This window comes from Burkholderia sp. MSMB0856, from assembly GCF_001524645.2.
Classification (GTDB): domain Bacteria; phylum Pseudomonadota; class Gammaproteobacteria; order Burkholderiales; family Burkholderiaceae; genus Burkholderia; species Burkholderia diffusa.
Map to the genome: position 1 here is coordinate 366,188 of NZ_CP013427.1, position 23,726 is coordinate 389,913.

The following is a 23,726-nucleotide window of genomic DNA, read 5'->3' on the forward strand; positions in this document are numbered from 1 at the left end:
GCCCCTCATGTTGCCGACTCCCGAACAGGTCAAGCAATACATCGCCGGCGGTCTCGCCTGCACTCATCTGGAAGTCGAAGGCGACGGCCAGCATTTCTTCGCGACGATCGTGTCGGCGGCCTTCGAAGGCAAGCGGCCGATCCAGCGGCACCAGCTCGTTTATGCGGCGCTCGGCGATCGCATGAAGCAGGAAATTCACGCGCTCAGCATGAAGACGCTGACGCCCGCCGAATGGCAGAACGCATAACCGGAACCACTGAGTGCAAGTCACCGTCAACGAGCGCGACGCCGTCCAGAGCGTCGCCACGGCACACCCGGCCGCCAACGGGGAATCGCAGGGACATGGGATGGACAAGCTGGTGATCGAAGGCGGTCGCCGGTTGTCGGGCGAGATCGTCGTGTCGGGCGCGAAGAACGCCGCGCTGCCGATCCTGTGCGCGGGGCTGCTCAGCGCCGAGCCGGTCGAACTCGACAACGTGCCGAACCTGAAGGACGTGCGCACCACGCTGAAGGTGCTGAACCAGATGGGCGTGAAGAGCGAAACGGACGGCTGCCGCGTGCAGCTCGACGCGTCGCGCGTCGACAACCTCGTCGCGCCGTACGAGCTCGTCAAGACGATGCGCGCGTCGATCCTCGTGCTCGGGCCGCTGCTCGCGCGCTTCGGCGAGGCGAAGGTGTCGCTGCCGGGCGGCTGCGCGATCGGCGCGCGGCCGGTCGACCAGCACATCAAGGGCCTGCAGGCGATGGGCGCCGAGATCAGCATCGAGCACGGCTTCATCGAGGCACGCGCGAAGCGCCTGAAGGGCGCGCGCATCGTGACCGACATGATCACGGTGACGGGCACGGAAAACCTGCTGATGGCCGCGACGCTGGCCGATGGCGAGACGGTGATCGAGAACGCGGCGCGCGAGCCGGAAGTGAGCGATCTCGCGCACCTGCTGGTCGCGATGGGCGCGAAAATCGACGGCATCGGCACCGACCGCCTCGTGATCCAGGGCGTCGAGCGGCTGCATGGCGCACGCCATTCGGTGATTCCCGACCGCATCGAGGCCGGCACGTTCCTGTGCGCGGTCGCGGCGGCGGGCGGCGACGTGATGCTGACGGGCGTGCGCCCGCACATCCTCGACGCGGTGATCGACAAGCTGCGCGAGGCCGGCGTGTCGATCGAGGAAGGCGACAGCTGGCTGCGCGTGAAGATGGACCGCCGCCCGTCGGCGGTGACGATCCGCACGTCGGAATACCCGGCGTTTCCGACCGACATGCAGGCGCAGTTCATGGCCCTCAATTCGGTCGCGACGGGCACCGCGCAGGTCGTCGAGACCATTTTCGAGAACCGCTTCATGCACGTGCAGGAGCTGAACCGGCTCGGCGCGAACATCACGATCGACGGCAACACGGCGCTCGTGACCGGCGTCGACAAGCTGTCCGGCGCGAACGTGATGGCGACCGACCTGCGCGCGTCGGCGAGCCTCGTGATCGCCGGGCTGCGCGCCGAAGGCGAAACGCTCGTCGACCGCATCTATCACCTGGACCGCGGCTACGACCGCATGGAAACCAAACTGACCGCCGTCGGCGCGAACGTGCGCCGCCTCTCCGGGAGCCAAGCATGACCGCGCCGCTGACCCTCGCCCTGTCGAAGGGCCGGATTTTCGAGGAAACCCTGCCGCTGCTGGCGGCCGCCGGCGTGCAGGTGGCCGAGGATCCGGAAACGTCGCGCAAGCTGATCCTGCCGACGACCGATCCGAACCTGCGCGTGATCATCGTGCGCGCGAGCGACGTGCCGACCTACGTCGAATACGGCGCGGCCGATTTCGGCGTGGCCGGCAAGGATGTGCTGGTCGAGCACGGCGGCTCGGGCCTGTACCAGCCGATCGACCTGAACATTGCGCGCTGCCGGATGTCGGTGGCGGTGCCGGCCGGTTTCGACTATGCGAACGCGGTGCGCCAGGGCGCACGCCTGCGGGTCGCGACCAAATACGTCGAAACGGCACGCGAGCACTTCGCCGCGAAAGGCGTGCACGTCGACCTGATCAAGCTGTACGGCTCGATGGAGCTGGCGCCGCTGGTCGGGCTGGCCGACGCGATCGTCGACCTCGTCAGCTCGGGCGGCACGCTGAAGGCGAACAATCTGGTCGAGGTCGAGGAGATCATGGCGATCTCGTCGCGCCTCGTCGTGAACCAGGCTGCGCTGAAGTTGAAGCGCGCGGCGCTCAAGCCGATTCTCGACGCGTTCGAACGCGCGTCGCAGAATGGCAATTGAGCGCATCACCGTAACGGAATTCCCATGGCCATCACCATCCGCAAACTCGATTCGACGAGCGACGGCTTCGACGCCGCGCTGCGTGCGGTGCTCGCGTTCGAGGCGAGCGAGGACGAAGCGATCGAGCAGTCGGTCGCGAAAATTCTCGCCGACGTGAAGTCGCGCGGCGACGCCGCGGTGCTCGAGTACACGAACCGCTTCGACCGGCTGGACGCGAGCAGCGTCGCCGCGCTCGAGCTGCCGCAGGACGCGCTGCAGACGGCGCTCGACGGCCTTGCGCCGAAGGCGCGTGCGGCGCTGGAAGCTGCTGCCGCGCGCGTGCGTGCGTACCACGAGAAACAGAAGATCGAATGCGGCACCCATAGCTGGCAGTACACGGAAAGCGACGGCACGGTGCTCGGCCAGAAGATCACGCCGCTCGACCGCGTCGGCCTGTACGTGCCGGGCGGCAAGGCCGCGTATCCGTCGTCGGTGCTGATGAACGCGATTCCCGCGCGCGTCGCGGGCGTCGGCGAGATCGTGATGGTCGTGCCGACCCCGGACGGCGTGAAGAACGACCTCGTGCTCGCCGCGGCGCTGCTCGGCGGCGTCGATCGTGTGTTCACGATTGGCGGCGCGCAGGCGGTTGGCGCGCTCGCATACGGCACGGCCACGGTGCCGCCGGTCGACAAGATCTGCGGGCCGGGCAATGCGTACGTCGCGTCGGCGAAGCGCCGCGTGTTCGGCACGGTCGGCATCGACATGATCGCCGGCCCGTCGGAAATCCTCGTGCTGTGCGACGGCACGACCGATCCGAGCTGGGTCGCGATGGACCTGTTCTCGCAGGCCGAACACGACGAGCTCGCGCAGTCGATCCTGCTGTGCCCGGACGCCGCGTTCCTCGAGCGCGTCGAGAAGGCGATCGACGAGCTGCTGCCGACGATGCCGCGCCAGGACGTGATCCGCGCGTCGCTGGAAGGCCGCGGCGCGCTGATCAAGGTGCGCGACATGGCCGAAGCGTGCCGGATCGCGAACGATATCGCGCCGGAGCACCTCGAGATTTCCGCGCTGGAGCCGCAGCAATGGGGCCAGCAAATCCGCCACGCCGGCGCGATCTTCCTCGGCCGCTACACGAGCGAAAGCCTCGGCGACTACTGCGCGGGCCCGAATCACGTGCTGCCGACTTCGCGCACCGCGCGCTTCTCGTCGCCGCTCGGCGTATACGACTTCATCAAGCGTTCGAGCCTGATCGAAGTCAGCGCCGAAGGTGCGCAGACGCTGGGCGAGATCGCCTCGGAGCTTGCATACGGCGAAGGGCTGCAGGCGCACGCGCGCAGCGCCGAGCTCCGGATGAAGGGGTGACGCGCGCCGGAGCCGCTGCCGACGCAGCGGTTCCGGTCGATGAGGAGGCCCGGCGCAGGGCGGCAGCCGCCGCCTTGCCGACCATTTGACGCCGGCGCGACGCACGCCGGCTTGAGACCATGACGACGCCACAAGACATCATCCGCCGCGACGTGCTCGCGATGACGAGCTACCCGGTGCCCGACGCGAGCGGCTTCGTGAAGCTCGACGCGATGGAGAACCCGTATTCGCTGCCGGCACCGCTCGCGGCGGCGCTCGGCGAACGCCTCGCGCAGGTCGCGCTGAACCGCTACCCGGCGCCGCGCCCGGGCGCGCTGCTCGACAAGCTGCGCCGTGCGATGGGCGTGCCGGCCGCATGCGACGTGTTGCTCGGCAACGGCTCGGACGAAATCATCAGCATGATGTCGGTGGCGTGTGCGAAACCGGGCGCGAAGGTGCTCGCACCGGTGCCGGGTTTCGTGATGTACGAGTTGTCGGCGAAGTTCGCGCAGCTCGAATTCGTCGGCGTGCCGCTCAAGGCCGACCTGACGCTCGACGCCGACGCGATGATCGCGGCGATCGCCGAGCACCGGCCCGCGCTCGTCTACCTCGCTTACCCGAACAACCCGACCGGCACGCTGTACGACGAAGCCGACGTCGAGCGGATCATCGTGGCCGCGCAGCACAGCCTGATCGTGATCGACGAGGCGTACCAGCCGTTCGCGGAGCGCTCGTGGCTGCCGCGTGCCGCGGAGTTCGACAATGTCGTCGTGATGCGCACGGTGTCGAAGCTCGGCCTCGCGGGGATCCGCCTTGGTTATCTCGCCGGGCTGCCGGCGTGGCTGACCGAGTTCGACAAGGTGCGCCCGCCGTACAACATCAACGTGCTGACCCAGGCAACCGCCGATTTCCTGCTCGACCACCTCGACGTGCTCGACGCGCAGGCGGCCGAACTGCGTGCGGAACGCACGCGCCTCGCGCAGGCCGTGGCCGCGCTGCCGGGCACGACGGTGTTCCCGAGCGCCGGCAATTTCCTGCTGGTGCGCGTGCCGGACGCAGCCGCCGTGTTCGATGCGCTGCTCACGGAGCGGGTGCTGGTCAAAAACGTGAGTAAAATGCATCCGTTGCTGTCCGAATGCGTGCGGCTGACCGTCGGTTCTCCCGACGAAAACGCGCGCCTGCTGGCTGCTTTGAAACTCGCACTGCCCGGTTGAGCCCAGGGCGCGGCGGCGCGCGACGATCAATCCCCATTTACATCAGACTCAATCAAGGAATTGCCATGCGTGTGGCGGAAGTCGTTCGCAATACCAGCGAAACGCAGATCCGTGTGAAGCTCGATCTCGACGGGACGGGCCGGCAGAAGCTGGCCACCGGCGTGCCGTTTCTCGACCATATGCTCGACCAGATCGCGCGACATGGTCTGATCGATCTCGAGGTCGAAGCGCATGGCGATACCCATATCGACGACCACCACACGGTCGAGGATGTCGGCATCACGCTCGGTCAGGCCGTCGCGAAGGCGATCGGCGACAAGAAGGGCATCCGCCGCTACGGCCATTCGTACGTGCCGCTCGACGAGGCGCTGTCGCGTGTCGTGATCGACTTCTCGGGCCGGCCCGGTCTTGAATTCCACGTGCCGTTCACGCGTGCGCGGATCGGCACGTTCGACGTCGACCTTTCCATCGAATTCTTCCGCGGGTTCGTGAACCACGCGGGCGTCACGCTGCACATCGACAACCTGCGCGGCATCAACGCGCATCACCAGCTCGAAACGGTGTTCAAGGCCTTCGGCCGGGCGCTGCGTGCGGCGGTGGAGCTCGACGAGCGCGCGGCGGGACAGATTCCGTCGACGAAGGGCAGCCTCTAACTTCCGAACGGACAGGACGCCAACGACAACCTCACGGCTTCGGCGCGGCGCGCCGGCTTGCGATGGATCTGCTCAAATCGTTCATTTCGCTGCTGGCGCTGATCAACCCGATCGGCGCGGTGCCGTTCTTCCTGAGCCTGACGGCGCAGCAGTCGGACATCGAGCGGCGCCGCACGATCCGGATCGCGTCGGTGTCGGTGTTCTGCGTGATGACGGTGACGACGCTGCTCGGGCAGCAGATCATCGACTTCTTCGGCATTTCGGTCGGCTCCCTTGAAGTGGGCGGCGGCATCATCATGTTGCTGATGGCGATCAACATGCTGAACGCGCAGATCGGCAACACGCGATCGACGCCGGAGGAGCGCCACGAGGCCGAGCTGAAGGACAACATCGCGGTCGTGCCGCTGGCGATTCCGCTGCTCACGGGCCCCGGCTCGATCAGCACGGTGATCATCTATGCGGCGAACTCGCATCACTGGTATGAGCGAGCCGGGCTCGTCGCGATCGGCGCGGTCCTGGCTCTGCTGTGTTTCTTCGCGATGCGGCTTGCCGAGCCGATCGCGAACTGGATCGGCCGCACCGGCATCAACATCGCCACGCGGCTGATGGGTTTGATGCTGTCGGCGCTGGCGGTGGAATTCATCGTCAATGGACTGAGGGCGCTACTGCCTGCACTGAGATGAAAACTTCGATTGCGATTGTGGATTATGGGATGGGCAACCTGCGCTCGGTCGCGCAGGCGCTCAAGAAGGCCGAACCGGCCGCCGACGTGGCGATCGTCGATACGCCGGCCGCGATTCGCGCGGCCGACCGCGTCGTGCTGCCCGGCCAGGGCGCGATGCCCGACTGCATGCGCTGCCTCGGCGAATCGGGGCTGCAGGAAGCGGTGATCGAGGCGTCGCGCACGAAGCCGCTGCTGGGCGTGTGCGTCGGCGAGCAGATGCTGTTCGACTGGAGCGCGGAAGGCGACACGAAGGGTCTGGGCCTGTTGCCCGGCAAGGTCGTGCGCTTCGAGCTCGACGGCCGGCTGCAGGACGACGGCTCGCGCTTCAAGGTGCCGCAAATGGGCTGGAACCGCGTGCACCAGTCGCAGCCGCACCCGCTGTGGGACGGGGTGCCCGACGACGCGTATTTCTACTTCGTGCACAGCTATTACGTGCGCCCGGACAACCCGGCGCACACGGTAGGCGAAACGGCATACGGCGCGCCGTTTACGTCCGCGGTCGCGCGGGACAACCTCTTCGCGACCCAATTCCACCCCGAGAAAAGCGCGGAGGTCGGGTTGCGTCTGTATCGCAACTTCGTACACTGGAAACCGTGAACGTCGTGTGCGTGCCACAGTCGGCGGGCGGGAAAGGCCCGTTCGCAAGCCCGCTATTGGCGGGAACAGGCCCTATGCGCCGAAAGAGTTGTACTAAACTAGCGAGACGGCGCGGCACCGGTTTGGCCGGTACGCGCCGGATTCTTTTCATTTTCCACGACGACACCCGATTGCTATGTTGCTGATTCCGGCCATCGATCTCAAAGACGGTCAGTGTGTGCGCCTCAAACAGGGCGATATGGACCAGGCCACGATTTTCTCCGAGGACCCGGCGGCGATGGCCCGCAAGTGGGTCGATCTCGGCGCCCGGCGGCTGCATCTGGTCGACCTGAACGGCGCGTTCGCCGGCAAGCCGAAGAATCTCGAAGCGATCGAAGCGATCCTCGACGAAGTCGGCGACGAAATTCCCGTGCAGCTCGGCGGCGGCATCCGCAGCCTCGAGACGATCGAGAAGTATCTCGACGCCGGCCTCTCCTACGTGATCATCGGCACCGCGGCCGTGAAGGACCCGGGGTTCCTGCAGGACGCGTGCACCGCGTTCGCGGGCAACATCATCGTCGGGCTGGACGCGAAGGACGGCAAGGTCGCGACCGACGGCTGGAGCAAGCTGACGGGCCACGAGGTGATCGATCTCGCGCGCAAGTTCGAGGACTACGGCGTCGAATCGATCGTCTACACGGACATCGGCCGCGACGGGATGCTGCAGGGCATCAACATCGAAGCAACCGTGAAGCTCGCCCAGGCGGTCGGCATTCCGGTGATCGCAAGCGGCGGCCTGTCGAACCTCACCGACATCGAGAACCTCTGCGAAGTGGAGGAACACGGCGTCGAAGGCGTGATCTGCGGACGTGCGATCTACTCCGGCGATCTCGATTTCGCGGCCGCGCAAAAACGCGCGGACGAACTGAACGGCGAACTCGACGACGCCTGAGCGCGGTCGTTCCGTTCGCCGGGGTCGCCAGCAGGCGGCCCCGACCGGACGCCTCGCGCGAGGCGTCCGTAACCGGCCGTCCCATCGCGGCATTTGGCGCAACATCATGGCTCTAGCTAAACGCATCATCCCCTGCCTGGACGTGACTGCCGGGCGTGTCGTCAAGGGCGTCAACTTCGTCGAACTGCGCGATGCCGGCGACCCCGTCGAAATCGCCCGCCGCTACGACGACCAGGGCGCCGACGAACTGACGTTCCTCGACATCACCGCGACCTCCGACCAGCGCGACCTGATCCTGCCGATCATCGAGGCCGTCGCGTCGCAGGTCTTCATTCCGCTGACCGTCGGCGGTGGCGTGCGCGCCGTCGAGGACGTTCGGCGCCTGTTGAACGCCGGCGCGGACAAGGTCAGCATGAATTCGTCGGCGGTCGCGAACCCGCAGCTCGTGCGCGACGCGGCCGACAAGTACGGCTCGCAGTGCATCGTCGTCGCGATCGACGCGAAGCGCGTGTCGGCCGACGGCGAGGCGCCGCGCTGGGAAGTCTTCACGCACGGCGGCCGCAAGGGCACGGGCATCGACGCGATCGAATGGGCGCGCAAGATGGCCGAGCTCGGCGCGGGCGAAATCCTGCTCACGAGCATGGACCGCGACGGCACGAAGTCGGGCTTCGACCTCGCGCTCACGCGCGGCGTGTCGGACGCGGTGCCGGTGCCGGTGATCGCGTCGGGCGGCGTGGGTTCGCTGCAGGACCTCGCGGACGGCATCAAGGACGGCCGCGCCGACGCCGTGCTGGCCGCGAGCATCTTCCACTACGGCGAGCACACGGTCGGCGAGGCGAAGCGCTTCATGGCCGACCAGGGCATTCCGGTGAGGCTGTGATGAATACGGAAACGAAATCCCTGCCCGCGTGGCTCGACAAGGTCCGCTGGGACGACAACGGCCTCGTGCCGGTGATCGCGCAGGAAGCGTCGACGAACGACGTGCTGATGTTCGCGTGGATGAACCGCGAGGCGCTGGCGAAGACGATCGAGACGCAGCGCGCGGTCTACTATTCGCGTTCGCGCAAGCGCCTGTGGTTCAAGGGCGAGGAGTCGGGCCACGTGCAGCACGTGCACGAGGTGCGGCTCGACTGCGACGAGGACGTCGTGCTGCTGAAGGTCGAGCAGGTGTCGGGCATCGCATGCCACACCGGCCGGCATTCGTGCTTCTTCCAGAAATTCGAAGGTACGGTGGACAGCGGCGACTGGGTCGCGGTCGATCCGGTGCTGAAAGACCCCGAACACATCTACAAATGACGCAATCGACCGAAGACACGCTGCTGCGCCTCGCGGCCGTGATTGATAGCCGCAAGGGCGGCGACCCCGAACAATCGTACGTATCGCGCCTGTTCCACAAGGGCGACGACGCGGTGCTGAAGAAGATCGGCGAAGAGGCGACCGAAGTCGTGCTGGCCGCGAAGGACGTGCGCCAGGGCGGCGCGCCGACGGCGCTGGTCGGCGAGGTGGCCGACCTGTGGTTCCACTGCCTCGTGATGCTGTCGCATTTCGACCTGAGCCCGGCCGACGTGATCGCCGAACTCGAGCGCCGCGAAGGGCTGTCGGGCATCGAGGAAAAGGCGCTGCGCAAGCGTCGCGAGCGCGAGGAAAACGGCGGGTGACGACGCGCGGCCTGCCGCGCCGACGCCAGTGCGGTAAGCTGTAAGAATTGTCATCTAACGGGGGTAGCATCATGACCGATACGCCGAGCCAGTTTCCGACGCCGTCGGTGCCGGGCGCAGCGGACGCCGAGCGACTGAAAGGTCTGCGCACGCTGACGCACGTGCTGTACGGCCTCTACGCAATTCATTGGCTGACGGGCGGCGTCACCGGGATCATCGCGATCATCATCAACTACGTGAAGCGCGACGACGTGGCCGGCACGCCGTACGCCGACCATTTCGAGTGGCAGATCCGCACGTTCTGGCGCGCGCTGATCGCCTACGTGATCGGCTTCGCGCTGATGTTCGTGGTGGTGGGATTCGTCGTCATGTTTGTCACATGGATTTGGACGCTGTACCGTATCATCAAAGGTTGGCTGTACCTGAACGACAACAAGACGCTCGATCCGCAGGCTTGGTTCTGACCGGCGCGCGGGCGTTTCGCAGGAGCAACATGAGTCACGATCCGAATTGCCTGTTCTGCAAGATCGCGGCGGGCGAGATTCCGAGCACGAAGGTGCACGAGGACGACGAATTCGTCGCGTTCCGCGACATCCGCCCGGCGGCCGAGACGCACGTGCTCGTGATTCCGCGCCGGCATCTGCCGACGCTGTCGGCGGCGAGCGAGGCCGATGCGCCGATGCTCGGCCGGCTGATGCTGTTGGTCGCCCGCCTGGCCGACCAGCTCGGCGTTGCGTACACGGGGGGCGAAACCGGGTTTCGCACAGTGATCAACACGGGCCCCGGCGGCGGGCAGGAGGTCTACCACCTGCACGCGCATATCCTGGCCGGCCCGCGCCCGTGGTTGCGGATGGGTTGACGTGGCGGGGCGTTTCCCCGCATCGATAGTCGAAGCCGGCGTGCCGCCGGCGATTTGCGCCGCGACGCGGCGTGGTTGAGGAGAGGTTTCATCATGGGTGGATTGAGCATTTGGCACTGGCTGATCGTGCTGCTGATCGTCGCGCTGGTTTTCGGTACGAAGAAGCTGCGCAACATCGGCAACGACCTCGGCAGCGCCGTGAAGGGTTTCAAGGACGGCATGAAGGAAGGCGAGACACCGGCAGATGCGCAGCAACTGCCGCGCTCGGGTTCGGTCGACGTCAACGCGAAGGAAACGACGCGTTCCGACTCGAACAAGGCGTAACGCCGGCACGCTGACAGGCATTCGCGATGCTGGATCTCGGTCTTTCGAAGATGGCGCTGATCGGCGTCGTCGCGCTCGTGGTGCTCGGCCCCGAGCGCCTGCCGCGCGTCGCGCGTACGGCCGGCGCATTGTTCGGCCGCGCGCAGCGGTACATCAACGACGTGAAGGCCGAGGTCTCGCGCGAAATCGAACTCGACGCGCTGCGGACGATGAAGACCGATTTCGAGTCGGCCGCGCGCAATGTCGAGACGACGATTCACGACAACCTGCGCGAGCACGAGAAGGAACTGAACGACACGTGGAATTCCGCGGTCGGCGGCCTTAACGAAGGCTCGGTCGATGCCGGCACGTACGGCTCCGACACGCCCGCGGCGCCGTCGTGGCGCGGCAGCACGGCCGCGCTCGCGCCGAAGCGTCGCAACTGGCGTGTGAAACAGGCGGCGACGCCTGTCTGGTACAAGCGCGCGACGACCCGCCGCACGCACGTGCAGTCGGGCGCCGCGCGTGTCGCGCGCCATCAGCCGGCCAGCCTGCGCCGGCCGACGCGCTTCTTCTGAGTCGAGCGCATGCTCGCTCGTCAATCCTACCGAGGGCCGGTGTGAGCGACCCGCAGCAGAATCCGGGCGACGCCCCGGAAGAAACCTTCATTTCCCATCTCGTCGAGCTTCGCGATCGCATCATTCGCGCGGGGCTGGCCGTGATCGTCGTGTTCCTCGGGCTCGTGTATTGGGCGCCCGACATCTTCCGGCTGCTCGCGCGGCCGCTGATGGAAAACCTGCCGAAGGGCGGCAGGATGATCGTGACCGACGTCACCGGCTCGTTCTTCGTGCCGATGAAGGTCACGATGCTCGTCGCGCTCGTGATCGCGCTGCCGATCGTGCTGTACCAGATCTGGGCGTTCGTCGCGCCGGGGCTGTACCAGCACGAGAAGAAGCTCGTCGCGCCGCTCGTCGGCAGCAGCTACGTCCTGTTCCTGTGCGGGATGGCGTTCGCATACTTCCTCGTGTTCCCGACGATCTTCCGCGTGATGGCGCACTACAACGCGCCGCTCGGCGCGGAGATGTCGACCGACATCGACAACTACCTGAGCTTCGTGCTCGGGATGTTCATCGCCTTCGGGGTCACGTTCGAGGTGCCGATCGTCGTCGTGCTGCTCGTCCGGATGGGCGTGCTGACGCTGAAGAAGCTGAAGGAGATGCGGCCGTACGTGATCGTCGGCGCGTTCGTCGTCGCGGCGGTCGTCACGCCGCCGGACGTGTTCTCGCAGCTGATGCTCGCGCTGCCGCTCGTCGTGCTGTTCGAGATCGGGCTGCTGGCCGCGCGCTTCTTCGTGCCGAAGCCGACGGAAGAACCGGAGGCGGAGAACGGCGCCGCAAGTTGAAGAGACGCGGCACGCGGCGGCCGGCATGAGGGGCGCCCTCGATGCGACCTCTTGACGACGTTGAAGCTGGACGAGTGATCGGGCGGTGCAGGTGACGGGGGCGAACGCAGCTCCGTCACCGCGACGAAGGGTCGTCGAAGCAAAGCAAAAGGGCAGCCGATCAGGCTGCCCTTTTGCATTTCCATCGTTGACTGGCAAGTGGCGCCGATACGCCGCCCGCCGGATGTCACTCGCTGTCGCTGTCCTGTTCGTCGAGCGTCTGCTTCGGCGGCGGCGGGCGCTTGCCGATCACCACGCTCACGTCGAACTCCTTGCCCTTGCGCACGACGTGCACCTTGGTCGGCGTGCCCGGCTTGATCTGCGCGACGGTGTTGAGCAACTTCGTCGTGTCGGTGATGTCGTCGCCGTTCACGCTCACGAGGATGTCGCCCGGCTTGATGCCGGCCTTGTCGGCCGGACCGCCCTGCAGCACGCCCGCGACGATCGCGCCCGACTTCTGCTGGAGCCCGAACGACTCGGCGATTTCCGGTGTGACGTCCTGCGGCTCGACGCCGATCCAGCCGCGCGTGACCGAACCCGTCGTGATGATGCTTTCGAGCACGGTGCGCGCGGTCGACACGGGGATCGCGAAGCCGATGCCGAGCGAGCCGCCCGAGCGCGAATAGATCGCCGTGTTGATGCCGAGCAGGTTGCCGTTCACGTCGACCAGCGCGCCGCCCGAGTTGCCGGGGTTGATCGGCGCGTCGGTCTGGATGAAGTTCTCGAACGTGTTGATGCCGAGGTGATTGCGACCGAGCGCGCTGATGATCCCCATCGTGACCGTCTGGCCGACGCCGAACGGGTTGCCGATCGCGAGCACGACGTCGCCGACCCGCGACTGGTCGGAACGGCCGAGCGTGATCGTCGGCAGGTTCGTCATGTTGATCTTCAGCACGGCGAGATCGGTTTCGGGGTCGCTGCCGATCACCTTCGCGGTGGCCGTGCGGCCGTCGGCGAGCGCGACTTCGATCTGGTCGGCGCCGTCCACGACGTGCTGGTTCGTTAGAATGTAACCTTCAGGGCTCACGATAACGCCGGAGCCGAGGTTGGCGGCAGGTTCGTCCTGCTGCTTGCGGGCGTTGCGGTCGCCGAAGAAGTAGCGGAACAGCGGATCCTTCGCGCGCGGATCGGGCGGCAGCGAGCCATCCTTGCTGGAGAAGACGTTGACGACGGCGGGCATCGCCTTTTGCGCGGCCTCCGCGTACGACGTGGTCGCCGGTGCACCGCCGATGCCCGGCGCGACTTCCCGCAGCGCGACGATCGGCGTGGCGAGCTGCTTGCCGAGCTGTCCTTGCCGTTGCAGCCATTGCGGCTTGAGCGTCACGACGATGAACATCAGCGCGAGCAGTACGGTCACCGCCTGCGCGAAGAACAGCCAGAAGCGTCTAAGCATCTGAATGGATTAGAGGTTTATATGGATCGGATCGAACTTGAATTGTACTTGAACAATACCCTTGAAACCGCGCGCTTCAAGGACTATTGCCCGAATGGCCTTCAGGTCGAGGGGCGTCGCAAGATCGAGAAGATCGCCACCGGCGTGACGGCGTCGGTCGCGTTCCTCGAGGCCGCGCTCGAATGGGGGGCGGATGCGGTGCTCGTCCATCACGGCTATTTCTGGCGCAACGAGGCGCCGCAGATCACGGGCCGCAAGTACCGGCGCCTGAAGCTGCTGCTCGCGAACGACCTGAACCTGTTCGCGTTCCACCTGCCGCTCGACGCGCATCCCGAGTTCGGCAACAACGCGCAGCTCGGCGAGAAGCTCGGGTTGATCGGCGAGCAACGTTTCGGCGACGGCGATCTTGGCTGGATGGCCACGCTGCCGATGCCCGTCACGCTCGAGCACTTCGTCGCCAAGGTCGAGCGCACGCTCGGCCGCACGCCGCTCGTGCTCGGCGATCCGGAGATGCAGCTGCGCCGCATCGCGTGGTGCACGGGCGCCGCGCAGAGCTATTTCGATGCCGCGATCGACGCCGGCGCCGACGTGTTCCTGACCGGCGAAGTGTCGGAATCCGTCACGCATGCATCGGCCGAGAGCGGCGTCGCGTTCGTTGCGGCAGGGCACCATGCGACGGAGCGCTACGGAATCCAGGCGCTTGGCGCCCACTTGTCCGAAGAATTCGATATCGAACACCTTTTTATCGATATTCATAATCCGGTCTGAACGACGGATTTGCGGCGGCGCATCGAAATTTCGCAATGTAGCGGACGCTTAAAAGTGAAATGATTTAATCGCTCCGATAGTGGGGGAAAACCCTTAACTATCAACTACTTCGAAGGGATTTTCATCTCCGGGCCTTGTAAATGGCGACTCCATTCGCGCAAACTAGCGGCGGAATGAAAAGTCGTGACGGAAAATCCAACTCAGAAGTGGGGCGTGTGATGCGAGACAAGGAAGAAAAACGCGTCGACAGCGGCCGCCGTACCTGGCTGATTGCGACATCCGTAGCAGGTGGCGTGGGAGGCGTAGCCACCGTCATACCTTTCGCGGCGTCGCTTGCGCCGTCCGCGAAAGCGAAAGCGGCCGGCGCTCCGGTCGAGGTCGACATCAGCGGCCTGAAGCCCGGCGAGATGGTCACCGTGCCGTGGCGCGGCAAGCCAGTCTGGATCCTGAACCGTACCGACGCCATGCTGGCCGACGTCGTCAAGGCCGACAAGGAAGTGGCCGATCCGACCTCCGAAAAACCCTATACGATGCCCCTGCCCGCGTATTGCGCGAACGAATATCGCTCGCGGGCCGATCGCAAGAACATTCTCGTCGTGATGGCCGTGTGTACGCACCTCGGCTGCACGCCTAGCCAACGCTTCACGCCGGGTCCGCAGCCGAACCTGCCGGACGACTGGCCGGGCGGCTTCCTGTGCCCGTGCCACGGTTCGACCTACGACCTCGCCGGCCGCGTGTTCAAGAACAAGCCGGCGCCTCAGAATCTCGACATCCCGCCCTACATGTTCACGTCGGCGACGACCCTCGTGATCGGCAAGGACGAGAAAGGAGAAGCGTGATGGCTGCCGACAACAAAGAAGTCTCCACGACAGGTGTCACCGGCTGGATCGACCAGCGCTTCCCGCTCACGTCCACCTGGAAGAAGCACGTTTCCGAGTACTACGCGCCGAAGAACTTCAACTTCTGGTACTTCTTCGGCTCCCTCGCGCTGCTCGTGCTCGTCAACCAGATCGTCACGGGCATCTTCCTGACGATGAACTACAAGCCCGACTCGATGCTCGCGTTCGCGTCGGTCGAGTACATCATGCGCGAGGTGCCGTGGGGCTGGCTGATCCGCTACATGCACTCGACCGGTGCATCGATGTTCTTCGTCGTCGTGTACCTGCACATGTTCCGCGGGCTGATGTACGGGTCGTACCGCAAGCCGCGCGAGCTGGTGTGGATCTTCGGTTGTGCGATCTTCCTGTGCCTGATGGCCGAGGCGTTCTTCGGCTACCTGCTGCCGTGGGGCCAGATGTCGTTCTGGGGCGCGCAGGTGATCGTGAACCTGTTCTCGGCGATCCCGTTCGTCGGCCCGGACCTGTCGTTGTGGATCCGCGGCGACTACGTCGTGTCCGACGTCACGCTGAACCGATTCTTCGCGTTCCACGTGATCGCGATTCCGCTTGTGCTGGTCGGCCTCGTGATCGCGCACCTCGTCGCGCTGCACGAAGTCGGGTCGAATAACCCGGACGGCATCGAGATCAAGGCGAAGAAGGACGCGAACGGCATTCCGCTCGACGGCATCCCGTTCCATCCGTACTACTCGGTGCACGATTTCTTCGGTGTCTGCGTGTTCCTGATGGTGTTCGCGCTGATCGTGTTCTTCTCGCCGGAGATGGGCGGGTACTTCCTCGAGTCGAACAACTTCGTCCCGGCGAACCCGCTGCAGACGCCGCCGGAGATCGCGCCGGTCTGGTACTTCACCGCGTTCTACGCGATGCTGCGCGCGACCACCGACCCGTTCAAGATCGTGCTGATGATCGTGATTGCGCTGCTCGGCGTGCTCGCGCTGATCCGCGCGCGCGGCAAGTGGAAGGTCGGCCTGCCGGTGCTGGCCGCCGCGATCGTCGTGTTCATGTTCCTGACGGAGTCGAAGTTCTGGGGCGTCGTCGTGATGGGTTCCGCGGTGATCACGCTGTTCTTCCTGCCATGGCTCGACCGCAGCCCGGTGAAGTCGATCCGCTACCGGCCGCTGTTCCACAAGGTGTTCCTCGGGATCTTCGTCGCGGCGTTCCTGATCCTCGCGTTCCTCGGCACACGACCGCCATCGCCGGTCGCGACGCTGATTGCGCAGGGTTGCGCGCTGATCTACTTCGCGTTCTTCCTCGGCATGCCCGTCTGGACGCCGCTTGGCACGTTCAAGCAGCCGCCGGAACGGGTGCGCTTCAAGCCCCATTAACGTGAGCGAGGAGAGAACGACATGAAGAAACTGCTTTCGACGCTCGCGCTGATCGGGGCGACGGCCGTGGCGCTGCTGGCGGCGCCGGCCGTGCGCGCGGAAGGTAATTTTCCGCTCGACCGGGCGCCCGATAACACGGAAAATCTCGTTTCGCTTCAGCACGGCGCGCAATTGTTTGTAAACTATTGCCTGAACTGCCACAGCGCGAACCTGATGCGCTACAACCGTCTGACGGATCTGGGCATATCCCAGAAGGAGATCGAAACGAATCTCCTGTTCACGACCGACAAGGTCGGGAACACGATGTCCGTCGCGATGCGGCCCGAAGACGCGAAGAACTGGCTCGGCACCTCGCCGCCCGACCTGTCGGTCGAGGAGCGGGCGCGCGGCCGCGACTGGCTCTACACGTACCTGCGGAGTTTCTACCGCGACGATACGCGGCCGAGCGGCTGGAACAACGCGGTGTTCGAGAACGTCGGCATGCCCCATGTATTGTGGCAACTGCAGGGGCAGCGCACTGCCAAATTCGAAGACAAGACGGACGAGGAGACGGGCGAGAAGGTCCACACGCTCGTCGGCTTCCAGCAGGTCACGCCGGGGACGTTGTCGTCGCCGGACTATGATGCTGCGGTGGCCGACCTGGTGGCCTATATGACATGGATGTCCGAGCCGGCCCAGCAGACCCGCAAGCGCCTCGGCGTGTGGGTGCTGGTCTTTCTCGGTGTCCTGACTTTCCTGGCCTGGCGGCTCAATGCCGTGTACTGGAAAGATATCAAGTAAACACGCCTGACCGGCGTGGGGCCGGCGCAAGGCGGAACCCGTGAAAGGGGTTGCGCCGCGTGCCGGCCCTCGGCTTTTTTGAGGAAACGCAAATATGATGGTTCTGTATTCCGGCACAACTTGCCCGTTCTCCCAGCGTTGCCGGCTGGTGCTGTTCGAGAAGGGCATGGATTTCGAGATCCGTGACGTCGACCTGTTCAACAAGCCGGAAGACATCTCGGTGATGAACCCGTACGGTCAGGTGCCGATTCTGGTCGAGCGCGACCTGATTCTGTACGAATCGAACATCATCAACGAATACATCGACGAGCGCTTCCCGCACCCGCAACTGATGCCGGCCGACCCGGTGCAGCGCGCACGCGCACGCCTGTTCCTGCTCAACTTCGAGAAGGAACTGTTCGTTCACGTCAGCACGCTCGAGAACGAAAAGGGCAAGGCAGCGGAGAAGAACCACGAGAAGGCACGCCTCGCGATCCGCGATCGCCTGACGCAGCTCGCGCCGATCTTCGTGAAGAACAAGTACATGCTCGGCGAGGAGTTCTCGATGCTCGACGTCGCGATCGCGCCGCTCTTGTGGCGTCTGGATCACTACGGCATCGAGCTGTCGAAGAATGCCGCGCCGCTGATGAAGTACGCCGAGCGGATCTTCAGCCGTCCGGCCTATATCGAAGCACTGACGCCGTCCGAAAAGGTCATGCGTCGTTGATGGTGCAATGAGTGCATGACGGAGCGGGCGCGCGGCGTGCCGCGTGCCTGCTCCGGGTTCGAGGATTGTGATGCAAGAGATTTCAACGAAACCTTATCTGCTGCGCGCGCTGTACGAGTGGTGCACCGATAACGGTTACACGCCGCATATTGCGGTGAGGGTCGACAACTCGACGCGCGTGCCGCGTCAGTTCGTGCGTGACGGCGAGATCGTGCTCAACATCAGCTTCGAGGCCACGAGCCAGCTGCAGATGGGTAACGAGTGGATCGAGTTCACCGCCCGGTTCTCCGGGAAGGCGCACAAGATCGAGATTCCGGTGGCCAACGTGCTCGCGATTTACGCGCGGGAGAACGGGCAGGGGATGGCGTTCCAGGTCGATGCGGTGGCGGGCGAAGGCGAGGATTCGGGCGCGTTCGAAGACGATGCCGAGCAGGCCGACGACGCGCGACGCGACGAGTCGCCTGCGGTGCTGACGCCGGTTGCCGATCACGGCGCGAACGAAGAGCCGTCCGAAGGTGCCGATGAACCGCCGAAAACCGACGGCGATGGTTCGAAAGGCGGCAGCAGACCTCGCCTCAAGATCGTGAAATGAGGTAGAATCTCGCGCTTACGCCGGCTTAGCTCATCTGGTAGAGCAGTTGATTTGTAATCATCAGGTGGCGGGTTCGAGTCCTGCAGCCGGCACCAAATTGAACGAAGGGCCGGGAGATTTTTTCTCCCGGCCCTTCGTCGTTTCAGCACCGCGAACCGACAAACCCGACGCGGGGCGCGCGGCAAAGGCGCTTCAGCGTATTGCATGTGCGGACGCGAGCACGCGGGATTTCCTTCTCGATTCGGTGCCGTACATTTCCCGGCCGGCCCGCGACGCCTCGTGTCAGGAGCGGCGCATTCCCTCGGTTGCAATGCCGCTCCAAGCGATGCCGTTGCGCCGCAGCCAATCTTTCAGGCACTGCCTGCAAACGAGCAACCTGCCGTCGACGATGAGTGCGGTCGTCGGTATTGGTCGGCCAGATGCCCCCCTCTTTTGCTGTCACGGCCGCGTCACGATGCCCCAATAACGTTGCACGTCCCAGCCGTGGCGTACGCATCCAGCGAATCCGATGACATCGCCCCTGCTCAGGGAGCGCCTGGCTTCTCGCGACGACGTGCCCTCGTCGCAAACGGCCGCGCATTTCCGCATCCCTATGCCTTCGGGCCATTTCATCAAAAGACAGGATCGACGCCGGTTCAAACCGGATCGCGGACGATCAGGAGACAAGGACCATGCTGAGTCCGCACGAATTCTCGATGCTGCTGCGCATTGCCCGCGCACCGGACAGTGTCGACCCGTCCAACCCGGCGTTCGCCGTGCTCGTCGAAAAGCGGCTGGTCGACGATACGCAGGTGCGTGTGAATGCGGTGGCGGCGCGTCCGGCGCTCACGCCGATCGGCCAGATCCTGCTTGCGCGCTTCGACGAAGCGGCTTGAGAGAAGGGAAGCATCATGCAGACGGGCGTCACGCCTTCGCCGCAGCGAAGGACGTGACGCAACGCAAGCGCGGCGAACCGCTTACTGCGCGACCGGCACCGTCACGTCGCTGCCGAACCAGTGCATCGAGATCTTCTTCAACGAGCCGTCCTTGCGCAGCGACTCCAGCGCATCGTTGATCGCCTTCTCGAACTTCGGATTGCCCTTGCGGAACGGGATCGCCATCTCCTGCTTGCCGCCGTTCAGCACCGCGCCCGAGCGCAGCGGCAGGTTCGACGTCTTGATCATGTACGGCAGCATCAGGCGGTCGTCGAGCGTCGCCTCGATCCGGCCCGCGGCGAGGTCACGCAGCTTTTCCGGCGCGCCGGGATACGTCTGCACCTCGATGCCCGGCACGCTGCGCGCCATCTGGTCGTAGTTGGTGCCGAGCGTTACGCCGAGCTTCTTGCCCTTGAAATCCTCGAGCGACTTGAAGTTGCGCGTGTCGTCCTTGCGCTGAATCAGCTGCGCGGCCGAATACGTGTACGGCTCGCTGAAGTCGAGCGCTTCCTTGCGCTGCGGCGTGATCGTGACCTGATTGACGATCACGTCGAACTTGCCGGCTTGCAGCCCCGCGATGATCCCGCTCCATTCGGTCGGGACAAATTGCGTCTTCACGCCGAGCTTGCCGGCGACGGCATTGGCGACATCGACGTCGAAGCCCTCGAGCTGTCCCGACGTGCCGCGCGAGTTGAACGGCGGATACGTGCCTTCGAGGCCGACGCGCAGCACGCCGGCTTTCTTCACCGAGTCGAGCAGGTCTTCCGCGTGCGCGGCGACGGCCGTGAAACCGAGGGCCGACACGAGCAGCAGGCCCGACAGCAGGAACTTCGAACGTTTCATCGCAGATCTCCAGTGTTCAGTGTGGTAATCGAGCGCCGGGCATCGGTCGTGCCCGGACTGGGCCGGAATACGGGCACGTAGACACTACTCGCAACCGGGCCGCGCCGGAAGTCGAATTGGCCCTGATTGCAATCGATTTCAGCGGGCCGTGGGCGAGCCGTTCAGCGTCGAACAAGCGTTCGAACGGTTCGCCCGGGCCGTTCGGAAGATGCTTGAAAAACTCTTTTAAATCAGTTCTATTTTTGGAGACTCGAAGTAATTTGTCTGTAAAATCGCGCGAGCGAAATCGCATAGCGCGCCATCCGAGGGCGCGTCAAAAGAAGAAAAGGCCGTTGCCATGAACATGCAGAACACTGTTGCCGCATTGCGCGGCGGGTTGCTTCAGCAGGACCGGCTGCTGAAGCTCGATACGCCCTTGGGCGCCAACGTGCTGACCGTGCAGCGGGCCGTCGGCCGTTCGCGTATCGGGCGTGCGTACGAATTCACGCTCGACGTACTGTCGACCGATAGCGATCTGGAGCTTAAAAAGCTGATCGCGCAACCCGTCACGTTGTGGATCCAGCAGGGCGATCGCAGCTACCGGCCGATCCACGGATACGTCCATACCGCGCGCCGCCTGGGCGCCGACGGCGGGCTCACGACCTATCAGCTCACGTTCGCCGATTTCACGCATTTCCTGAAGTTTCGTCGCGACCAGCGGCTCTGGAACGATACGACCGTCGACCAGATCATCAGCGATGTGCTGAACCAGCATCCGCAGGCGCGAGGGCATTTCCGCTTCGCGCTGTCGCAACCGCTGCCGAGCCGTTCGTACACGCGCCAGCACGACACCGACTGGCATTTCGTGCATCGGCTGATGGAGAGCGAAGGCCTTTACAGCACGTGGCAGCAGGCCGACGACGGCAAGTCGCATACGCTCGTGATCACCGACAACCTGCAGGCGTTCGCGCCGCTGTCGCCGGAAACCGTGCGCTTCTATCGCGGCGGCGCGGCGAGCGAAGCCGATGCGTTCACACAATGGTCGGGCTCGCGCACGCTGCAGAGCGTGACCCGAACGACGCGCACCTTCGACTACAAGAATCCGTCGCAACCGTCGAACCCGAAGGGCACGACGCTGCCGACGATGAGTGGCCAGGGCGAATTGCCCGACCAGCTCGAAGTGTACGAGTACACGGGTGCGTACACGTATCTGGACCAGACGCGCGGCGACCATCTGACGAAGGTGCGGATGGAGGAATGGGAGTCGCACGCGAAGCGCTTCCATGGCGCGGGCGGCGTGCGCGCGATCGACGCGGGCCGGCGCTTCACGCTGTCGGACCATCCCGAACATGATCGCGATCCGGCCGACCAGCGCGAATTCGCGACGATCGGCGTCGAATGGTGGATCGAGAACAACCTGCCCGTGGCGAGCAGCAGCGCGGACTTTCCGTACAGCCTGCGCGACGCGTTGATGCAAGCGCAGGAGGGCTACGGTGCCGATCCGGCGTTTCGCGTGCCGCACGACGATGGCTCGGTCGGCTTCTATCTCGTCGAAGTCGAGGCGCAGCGCGTGAGCGTGCCGTATCGCAGCCCGTTCGAACATGAGAAGCCGAAGATGCATCTCGAGACGGCGCTCGTCGTCGGGCCGCAGGGCGAGGAAGTCTATACCGACGAGCTGAACCGGATCCGCGTGCAGTTCGTGTGGGATCGCCTCAATCCGGGCAACGAGAACGCGTCGTGCTGGGTGCGCGTCGTGCAGTCGGATACCGGCGGCGGCTACGGCGGTGTGCACGTGCCGCGGATCGGCGAGGAAGTGCTGATCGATTATGTCGGCGGCGATTGCGATCGGCCGCTGGCGGTCGGGCGTGTGTACAACGGCGCGAACCAGCCGCAGTGGCATAGCGACGGGATTCTCTCCGGCTATCGGTCGAAGGAGTATTCAGGCAGCGGCTACAACCATCTCGTGATGGACGACGCGACCGGGCAGAACCGCGTGCAGCTGATGAGCAGCAGCGCGAACAGCCTGCTGCATCTGGGCTACCTCATCGATCAGAACGGCAATTCGCGCGGATCGTATCTGGGCAGCGGCTTCGACCTGCGCTCGGATGCGTATGGCGCGGTGCGGGCGAGCCAGGGGCTGTACGTCACGACTCATCCGAAAGCGCCGAACAGTCAGCCGCTGGACGTGAAGGAGGCGCAGCAGCAGCTCGTGACGGGCGAGAGCCTCGTCGAGGCGATGTCGGGCGTGAGCGAGCAGCATCAGGCGGAAAGCCTGAAGGATGCGCACGAGACGATGCGCGCATTCACCGACGCGACGCAGGACAGCGCGTCGGGCAGCGCGTCCGGCGGCCGCACGGCGGGTGGCGGCACGGGCAGCGCGAACGCGTTCAAGGAACCGGTGATGCTGTTCGGCAGCCCGTCGGGGATCGGGATGTCGACGCAGCAGTCGCTGCACCTGGTCGCGAACGATCACGTGAACGTCGCGAGCGGACAGAGCGTGCACGTCGCGACGGGCAAGTCGCTGATCGGCAGCATCGGGCAGAAGCTGAGCCTGTTCGCGCAGAACGCGGGGATGAAGCTGTTCGCGGGCAAGGGCAAGGTCGAGATCCAGGCGCAGTCGGACAACGTCGAAGTCACCGCGCAGAAGGCGGTGAAGGTTGTGTCCGCAACCGATCGGATCGAAATCGCGGCCGATCAGGGGATTCTGCTGACGAGCGGCGGCGGGTATATCCGCATCAAGGACGGCAACATCGAGATCCATACGCCTGGCGCGGTGGATGTGAAGGGTGCGTCGCATACGTTCGCCGGGCCGGCAAGCATGGGGTATCCGTTGCCGAGTCCAAGGCCAGATCAGCCGGGGCAGTTGGAGTTGCTGCATACGTACGGGAATGGCCAGCCGGTGAAGGGCGGCTTGTTCTCGGTATTCGATGCAAATGGTGGGTTGTTGAGGAAAGGGGCGCTCGACGGCAACGGGCACATGATCGTGAGCGGCCTGCCACCTGGAGCGGTGCAGGTGAAGTTCGGAGAGGATCCGCGTTCGCAGGATCAGCAATCGAGCAGGTTCGATGTGGCGCCGTGGCCGGCCAATCCGGCGCCGGCGACAGGTGCTGCTGAGACGGCACAGGCGCAGCTGGGTTCGTTCTTGCCGGCGGCGGGTGGGGCGGCAGGTGCATTGACGGGATTGGCGGGCGCGGCGTCGCAAGGCGGCGCCGCGCTGGCGAAGGCTGCTGCCGGTCAAGGCATGGGCATGGCCCGGCAGGCACTGGGCGGGATGTTGCCCGCGGGCGCGTCGAATGCGCTTGGCGCGGCGAATACGCTCGCAGACTTGGCTGGTTCAGCGTCGCAGGGCGGCGCTGCCCTCGCGAAGGCAGTGGCCGGTCAAGGCCTCGGCATCGCGCAGCAGGCGGCGGGCAGTGTGCTGCCGGCAGGCGCGCAGGCGGCCCTGTCGCAAGCAGGACAGTTGAGCGCCGCAGCGCAGCAGGTCAGCGGTCTCGCGCAAACGGCACGTAGTACCGCTGCCGCGCTGAAGATGAGTTGAGCGTCGCCCTTTCAATTTTCCCGGAATAAAAG

Annotated in this window: 27 protein-coding genes and 1 tRNA gene; 26 read left to right on the forward strand and 2 right to left on the reverse strand. The window is 65.1% G+C overall.

Going from position 1 to position 23,726, the window contains the following annotated elements; all coding sequences use genetic code 11:
• The first annotated feature begins 7 nt into the window (after nucleotides 1-7).
• The 17 genes from WS87_RS02725 to tatC all read left to right on the forward strand — a co-directional run bounded on the left by WS87_RS02725 (nucleotide 8) and on the right by tatC (nucleotide 11,921).
• Nucleotides 8-247 carry a BolA family protein gene (locus tag WS87_RS02725; RefSeq protein ID WP_006477131.1) on the forward strand — a complete coding sequence of 80 codons (240 nt, stop codon included), beginning with the start codon at nucleotides 8-10 and terminating at the stop codon, nucleotides 245-247.
• Nucleotides 248-260: 13 nt separating this feature from the next.
• Nucleotides 261-1,610 carry a UDP-N-acetylglucosamine 1-carboxyvinyltransferase gene (gene murA, locus WS87_RS02730; protein WP_059535635.1) on the forward strand — a complete coding sequence of 450 codons (1,350 nt, stop codon included), beginning with the start codon at nucleotides 261-263 and terminating at the stop codon, nucleotides 1,608-1,610.
• Nucleotides 1,607-2,260 carry an ATP phosphoribosyltransferase gene (gene hisG, locus WS87_RS02735; protein ID WP_006751807.1) on the forward strand — a complete coding sequence of 218 codons (654 nt, stop codon included), beginning with the start codon at nucleotides 1,607-1,609 and terminating at the stop codon, nucleotides 2,258-2,260. Before murA ends, hisG begins: the two co-directional genes overlap by 4 nt.
• Nucleotides 2,261-2,284: 24 nt before the next feature.
• Nucleotides 2,285-3,601, forward strand: a complete 1,317-nt coding sequence (hisD, locus tag WS87_RS02740; protein ID WP_059692366.1) for a histidinol dehydrogenase — start codon at nucleotides 2,285-2,287, stop codon at nucleotides 3,599-3,601.
• Nucleotides 3,602-3,720: 119 nt separating this feature from the next.
• Entirely contained in the window at nucleotides 3,721-4,794 is a 1,074-nt protein-coding gene (hisC, locus tag WS87_RS02745) for a histidinol-phosphate transaminase (protein WP_059820891.1), read from the forward strand.
• 65 nt (nucleotides 4,795-4,859) lie between these two features.
• A complete protein-coding gene (gene hisB / locus WS87_RS02750; RefSeq protein WP_006751804.1) occupies nucleotides 4,860-5,447 on the forward strand; it encodes an imidazoleglycerol-phosphate dehydratase HisB in 588 nt (195 codons plus the stop codon).
• A gap of 62 nt (nucleotides 5,448-5,509) precedes the next feature.
• A complete protein-coding gene (locus tag WS87_RS02755) occupies nucleotides 5,510-6,130 on the forward strand; it encodes a MarC family protein (protein WP_059535640.1) in 621 nt (206 codons plus the stop codon).
• Nucleotides 6,127-6,768, forward strand: a complete 642-nt coding sequence (gene hisH, locus WS87_RS02760; RefSeq protein WP_059535642.1) for an imidazole glycerol phosphate synthase subunit HisH — start codon at nucleotides 6,127-6,129, stop codon at nucleotides 6,766-6,768. The genes WS87_RS02755 and hisH overlap by 4 nt, the downstream gene beginning before the upstream one ends.
• A 175-nt stretch (nucleotides 6,769-6,943) precedes the next feature.
• Entirely contained in the window at nucleotides 6,944-7,699 is a 756-nt protein-coding gene (gene hisA, locus WS87_RS02765) for a 1-(5-phosphoribosyl)-5-[(5-phosphoribosylamino)methylideneamino]imidazole-4-carboxamide isomerase (RefSeq protein ID WP_059535644.1), read from the forward strand.
• Between the two features lie 106 nt (nucleotides 7,700-7,805).
• The gene (gene hisF / locus WS87_RS02770) at nucleotides 7,806-8,579 is read left to right on the forward strand and encodes an imidazole glycerol phosphate synthase subunit HisF (RefSeq protein ID WP_059535646.1); all 774 of its coding nucleotides are present in this window, start codon (nucleotides 7,806-7,808) and stop codon (nucleotides 8,577-8,579) included.
• Nucleotides 8,579-8,995, forward strand: a complete 417-nt coding sequence (gene hisI / locus WS87_RS02775) for a phosphoribosyl-AMP cyclohydrolase (protein WP_044845954.1) — start codon at nucleotides 8,579-8,581, stop codon at nucleotides 8,993-8,995. The genes hisF and hisI overlap by 1 nt, the downstream gene beginning before the upstream one ends.
• A complete protein-coding gene (locus tag WS87_RS02780) occupies nucleotides 8,992-9,357 on the forward strand; it encodes a phosphoribosyl-ATP diphosphatase (protein WP_044845953.1) in 366 nt (121 codons plus the stop codon). The genes hisI and WS87_RS02780 overlap by 4 nt, the downstream gene beginning before the upstream one ends.
• 71 nt (nucleotides 9,358-9,428) lie before the next feature.
• Nucleotides 9,429-9,821, forward strand: a complete 393-nt coding sequence (locus WS87_RS02785) for a DUF4870 family protein (RefSeq protein ID WP_059449807.1) — start codon at nucleotides 9,429-9,431, stop codon at nucleotides 9,819-9,821.
• A gap of 29 nt (nucleotides 9,822-9,850) precedes the next feature.
• Entirely contained in the window at nucleotides 9,851-10,216 is a 366-nt protein-coding gene (locus WS87_RS02790; protein ID WP_059820892.1) for a histidine triad nucleotide-binding protein, read from the forward strand.
• A gap of 93 nt (nucleotides 10,217-10,309) precedes the next feature.
• Nucleotides 10,310-10,540 carry a Sec-independent protein translocase subunit TatA gene (tatA, locus tag WS87_RS02795; RefSeq protein WP_034183658.1) on the forward strand — a complete coding sequence of 77 codons (231 nt, stop codon included), beginning with the start codon at nucleotides 10,310-10,312 and terminating at the stop codon, nucleotides 10,538-10,540.
• Nucleotides 10,541-10,566: 26 nt separating this feature from the next.
• The gene (tatB, locus tag WS87_RS02800) at nucleotides 10,567-11,097 is read left to right on the forward strand and encodes a Sec-independent protein translocase protein TatB (RefSeq protein ID WP_059535650.1); all 531 of its coding nucleotides are present in this window, start codon (nucleotides 10,567-10,569) and stop codon (nucleotides 11,095-11,097) included.
• Nucleotides 11,098-11,138: 41 nt separating this feature from the next.
• Nucleotides 11,139-11,921, forward strand: coding sequence for a twin-arginine translocase subunit TatC (gene tatC / locus WS87_RS02805; protein WP_044845948.1), 783 nt, complete (start codon nucleotides 11,139-11,141; stop codon nucleotides 11,919-11,921).
• 226 nt (nucleotides 11,922-12,147) lie between these two features.
• On the opposite strand, the gene WS87_RS02810 is transcribed toward tatC, so the two are convergent.
• Complete coding sequence (locus tag WS87_RS02810) at nucleotides 12,148-13,353, reverse strand: Do family serine endopeptidase (RefSeq protein ID WP_059820893.1); 1,206 nt, start codon at nucleotides 13,351-13,353, stop codon at nucleotides 12,148-12,150.
• A 21-nt stretch (nucleotides 13,354-13,374) separates the two neighbouring features.
• Here WS87_RS02810 and WS87_RS02815 point away from each other — a divergent pair, with 21 nt between their 5' ends.
• From WS87_RS02815 to WS87_RS02850, 8 genes are all read left to right on the forward strand, one after another.
• Nucleotides 13,375-14,121 carry a Nif3-like dinuclear metal center hexameric protein gene (locus WS87_RS02815; RefSeq protein WP_059535656.1) on the forward strand — a complete coding sequence of 249 codons (747 nt, stop codon included), beginning with the start codon at nucleotides 13,375-13,377 and terminating at the stop codon, nucleotides 14,119-14,121.
• 218 nt (nucleotides 14,122-14,339) lie between these two features.
• The gene (gene petA, locus WS87_RS02820) at nucleotides 14,340-14,960 is read left to right on the forward strand and encodes a ubiquinol-cytochrome c reductase iron-sulfur subunit (RefSeq protein ID WP_059820894.1); all 621 of its coding nucleotides are present in this window, start codon (nucleotides 14,340-14,342) and stop codon (nucleotides 14,958-14,960) included.
• Complete coding sequence (locus WS87_RS02825) at nucleotides 14,960-16,342, forward strand: cytochrome b (protein WP_059820895.1); 1,383 nt, start codon at nucleotides 14,960-14,962, stop codon at nucleotides 16,340-16,342. The genes petA and WS87_RS02825 overlap by 1 nt, the downstream gene beginning before the upstream one ends.
• A 21-nt stretch (nucleotides 16,343-16,363) precedes the next feature.
• Entirely contained in the window at nucleotides 16,364-17,122 is a 759-nt protein-coding gene (locus WS87_RS02830; RefSeq protein WP_059820896.1) for a cytochrome c1, read from the forward strand.
• A 94-nt stretch (nucleotides 17,123-17,216) separates the two neighbouring features.
• Complete coding sequence (locus WS87_RS02835) at nucleotides 17,217-17,828, forward strand: glutathione S-transferase N-terminal domain-containing protein (protein ID WP_006400565.1); 612 nt, start codon at nucleotides 17,217-17,219, stop codon at nucleotides 17,826-17,828.
• A 70-nt stretch (nucleotides 17,829-17,898) separates the two neighbouring features.
• On the forward strand, nucleotides 17,899-18,420 hold the full coding sequence (locus WS87_RS02840) for a ClpXP protease specificity-enhancing factor (RefSeq protein WP_059449799.1): 522 nt from the start codon (nucleotides 17,899-17,901) through the stop codon (nucleotides 18,418-18,420).
• Between the two features lie 19 nt (nucleotides 18,421-18,439).
• A tRNA-Thr gene (locus WS87_RS02845) sits at nucleotides 18,440-18,515 on the forward strand.
• Between the two features lie 576 nt (nucleotides 18,516-19,091).
• Nucleotides 19,092-19,295: a hypothetical protein gene (locus WS87_RS02850; protein WP_059820897.1), complete on the forward strand. Its 204-nt coding sequence runs from the start codon at nucleotides 19,092-19,094 to the stop codon at nucleotides 19,293-19,295.
• Nucleotides 19,296-19,376: 81 nt separating this feature from the next.
• Here the strand turns inward: WS87_RS02850 and WS87_RS02855 are convergent, their stop codons facing one another.
• Nucleotides 19,377-20,177: a cystine ABC transporter substrate-binding protein gene (locus WS87_RS02855; protein WP_059820898.1), complete on the reverse strand. Its 801-nt coding sequence runs from the start codon at nucleotides 20,175-20,177 to the stop codon at nucleotides 19,377-19,379.
• Nucleotides 20,178-20,514: 337 nt separating this feature from the next.
• On the opposite strand from WS87_RS02855, the gene tssI reads away from it, so the two are divergent.
• Complete coding sequence (gene tssI, locus WS87_RS02865) at nucleotides 20,515-23,694, forward strand: type VI secretion system Vgr family protein (RefSeq protein ID WP_059820899.1); 3,180 nt, start codon at nucleotides 20,515-20,517, stop codon at nucleotides 23,692-23,694.
• The last annotated feature ends 32 nt before the right edge of the window (nucleotides 23,695-23,726 follow it).

Excerpts from the sequence above, each read along its gene's own strand:
- WS87_RS02725 (WP_006477131.1), top strand. The coding sequence starts at position 8 with ATGTTGCCGACTCCCGAACAGGTCAAGCAATACATCGCCGGCGGTCTC.
- hisG (WP_006751807.1), top strand. The coding sequence starts at position 1,607 with ATGACCGCGCCGCTGACCCTCGCCCTGTCGAAGGGCCGGATTTTCGAG.
- hisD (WP_059692366.1), top strand. The coding sequence starts at position 2,285 with ATGGCCATCACCATCCGCAAACTCGATTCGACGAGCGACGGCTTCGAC.
- hisC (WP_059820891.1), top strand. The coding sequence starts at position 3,721 with ATGACGACGCCACAAGACATCATCCGCCGCGACGTGCTCGCGATGACG.
- hisB (WP_006751804.1), top strand. The coding sequence starts at position 4,860 with ATGCGTGTGGCGGAAGTCGTTCGCAATACCAGCGAAACGCAGATCCGT.
- WS87_RS02755 (WP_059535640.1), top strand. The coding sequence starts at position 5,510 with ATGGATCTGCTCAAATCGTTCATTTCGCTGCTGGCGCTGATCAACCCG.
- hisH (WP_059535642.1), top strand. The coding sequence starts at position 6,127 with ATGAAAACTTCGATTGCGATTGTGGATTATGGGATGGGCAACCTGCGC.
- hisA (WP_059535644.1), top strand. The coding sequence starts at position 6,944 with ATGTTGCTGATTCCGGCCATCGATCTCAAAGACGGTCAGTGTGTGCGC.
- hisF (WP_059535646.1), top strand. The coding sequence starts at position 7,806 with ATGGCTCTAGCTAAACGCATCATCCCCTGCCTGGACGTGACTGCCGGG.
- hisI (WP_044845954.1), top strand. The coding sequence starts at position 8,579 with ATGAATACGGAAACGAAATCCCTGCCCGCGTGGCTCGACAAGGTCCGC.
- WS87_RS02780 (WP_044845953.1), top strand. The coding sequence starts at position 8,992 with ATGACGCAATCGACCGAAGACACGCTGCTGCGCCTCGCGGCCGTGATT.
- WS87_RS02785 (WP_059449807.1), top strand. The coding sequence starts at position 9,429 with ATGACCGATACGCCGAGCCAGTTTCCGACGCCGTCGGTGCCGGGCGCA.
- WS87_RS02790 (WP_059820892.1), top strand. The coding sequence starts at position 9,851 with ATGAGTCACGATCCGAATTGCCTGTTCTGCAAGATCGCGGCGGGCGAG.
- tatA (WP_034183658.1), top strand. The coding sequence starts at position 10,310 with ATGGGTGGATTGAGCATTTGGCACTGGCTGATCGTGCTGCTGATCGTC.
- tatB (WP_059535650.1), top strand. The coding sequence starts at position 10,567 with ATGCTGGATCTCGGTCTTTCGAAGATGGCGCTGATCGGCGTCGTCGCG.
- WS87_RS02810 (WP_059820893.1), bottom strand. The coding sequence starts at position 13,353 with ATGCTTAGACGCTTCTGGCTGTTCTTCGCGCAGGCGGTGACCGTACTG.
- WS87_RS02815 (WP_059535656.1), top strand. The coding sequence starts at position 13,375 with ATGGATCGGATCGAACTTGAATTGTACTTGAACAATACCCTTGAAACC.
- petA (WP_059820894.1), top strand. The coding sequence starts at position 14,340 with ATGCGAGACAAGGAAGAAAAACGCGTCGACAGCGGCCGCCGTACCTGG.
- WS87_RS02825 (WP_059820895.1), top strand. The coding sequence starts at position 14,960 with ATGGCTGCCGACAACAAAGAAGTCTCCACGACAGGTGTCACCGGCTGG.
- WS87_RS02830 (WP_059820896.1), top strand. The coding sequence starts at position 16,364 with ATGAAGAAACTGCTTTCGACGCTCGCGCTGATCGGGGCGACGGCCGTG.
- WS87_RS02835 (WP_006400565.1), top strand. The coding sequence starts at position 17,217 with ATGATGGTTCTGTATTCCGGCACAACTTGCCCGTTCTCCCAGCGTTGC.
- WS87_RS02840 (WP_059449799.1), top strand. The coding sequence starts at position 17,899 with ATGCAAGAGATTTCAACGAAACCTTATCTGCTGCGCGCGCTGTACGAG.
- WS87_RS02850 (WP_059820897.1), top strand. The coding sequence starts at position 19,092 with ATGCTGAGTCCGCACGAATTCTCGATGCTGCTGCGCATTGCCCGCGCA.
- WS87_RS02855 (WP_059820898.1), bottom strand. The coding sequence starts at position 20,177 with ATGAAACGTTCGAAGTTCCTGCTGTCGGGCCTGCTGCTCGTGTCGGCC.
- tssI (WP_059820899.1), top strand. The coding sequence starts at position 20,515 with ATGAACATGCAGAACACTGTTGCCGCATTGCGCGGCGGGTTGCTTCAG.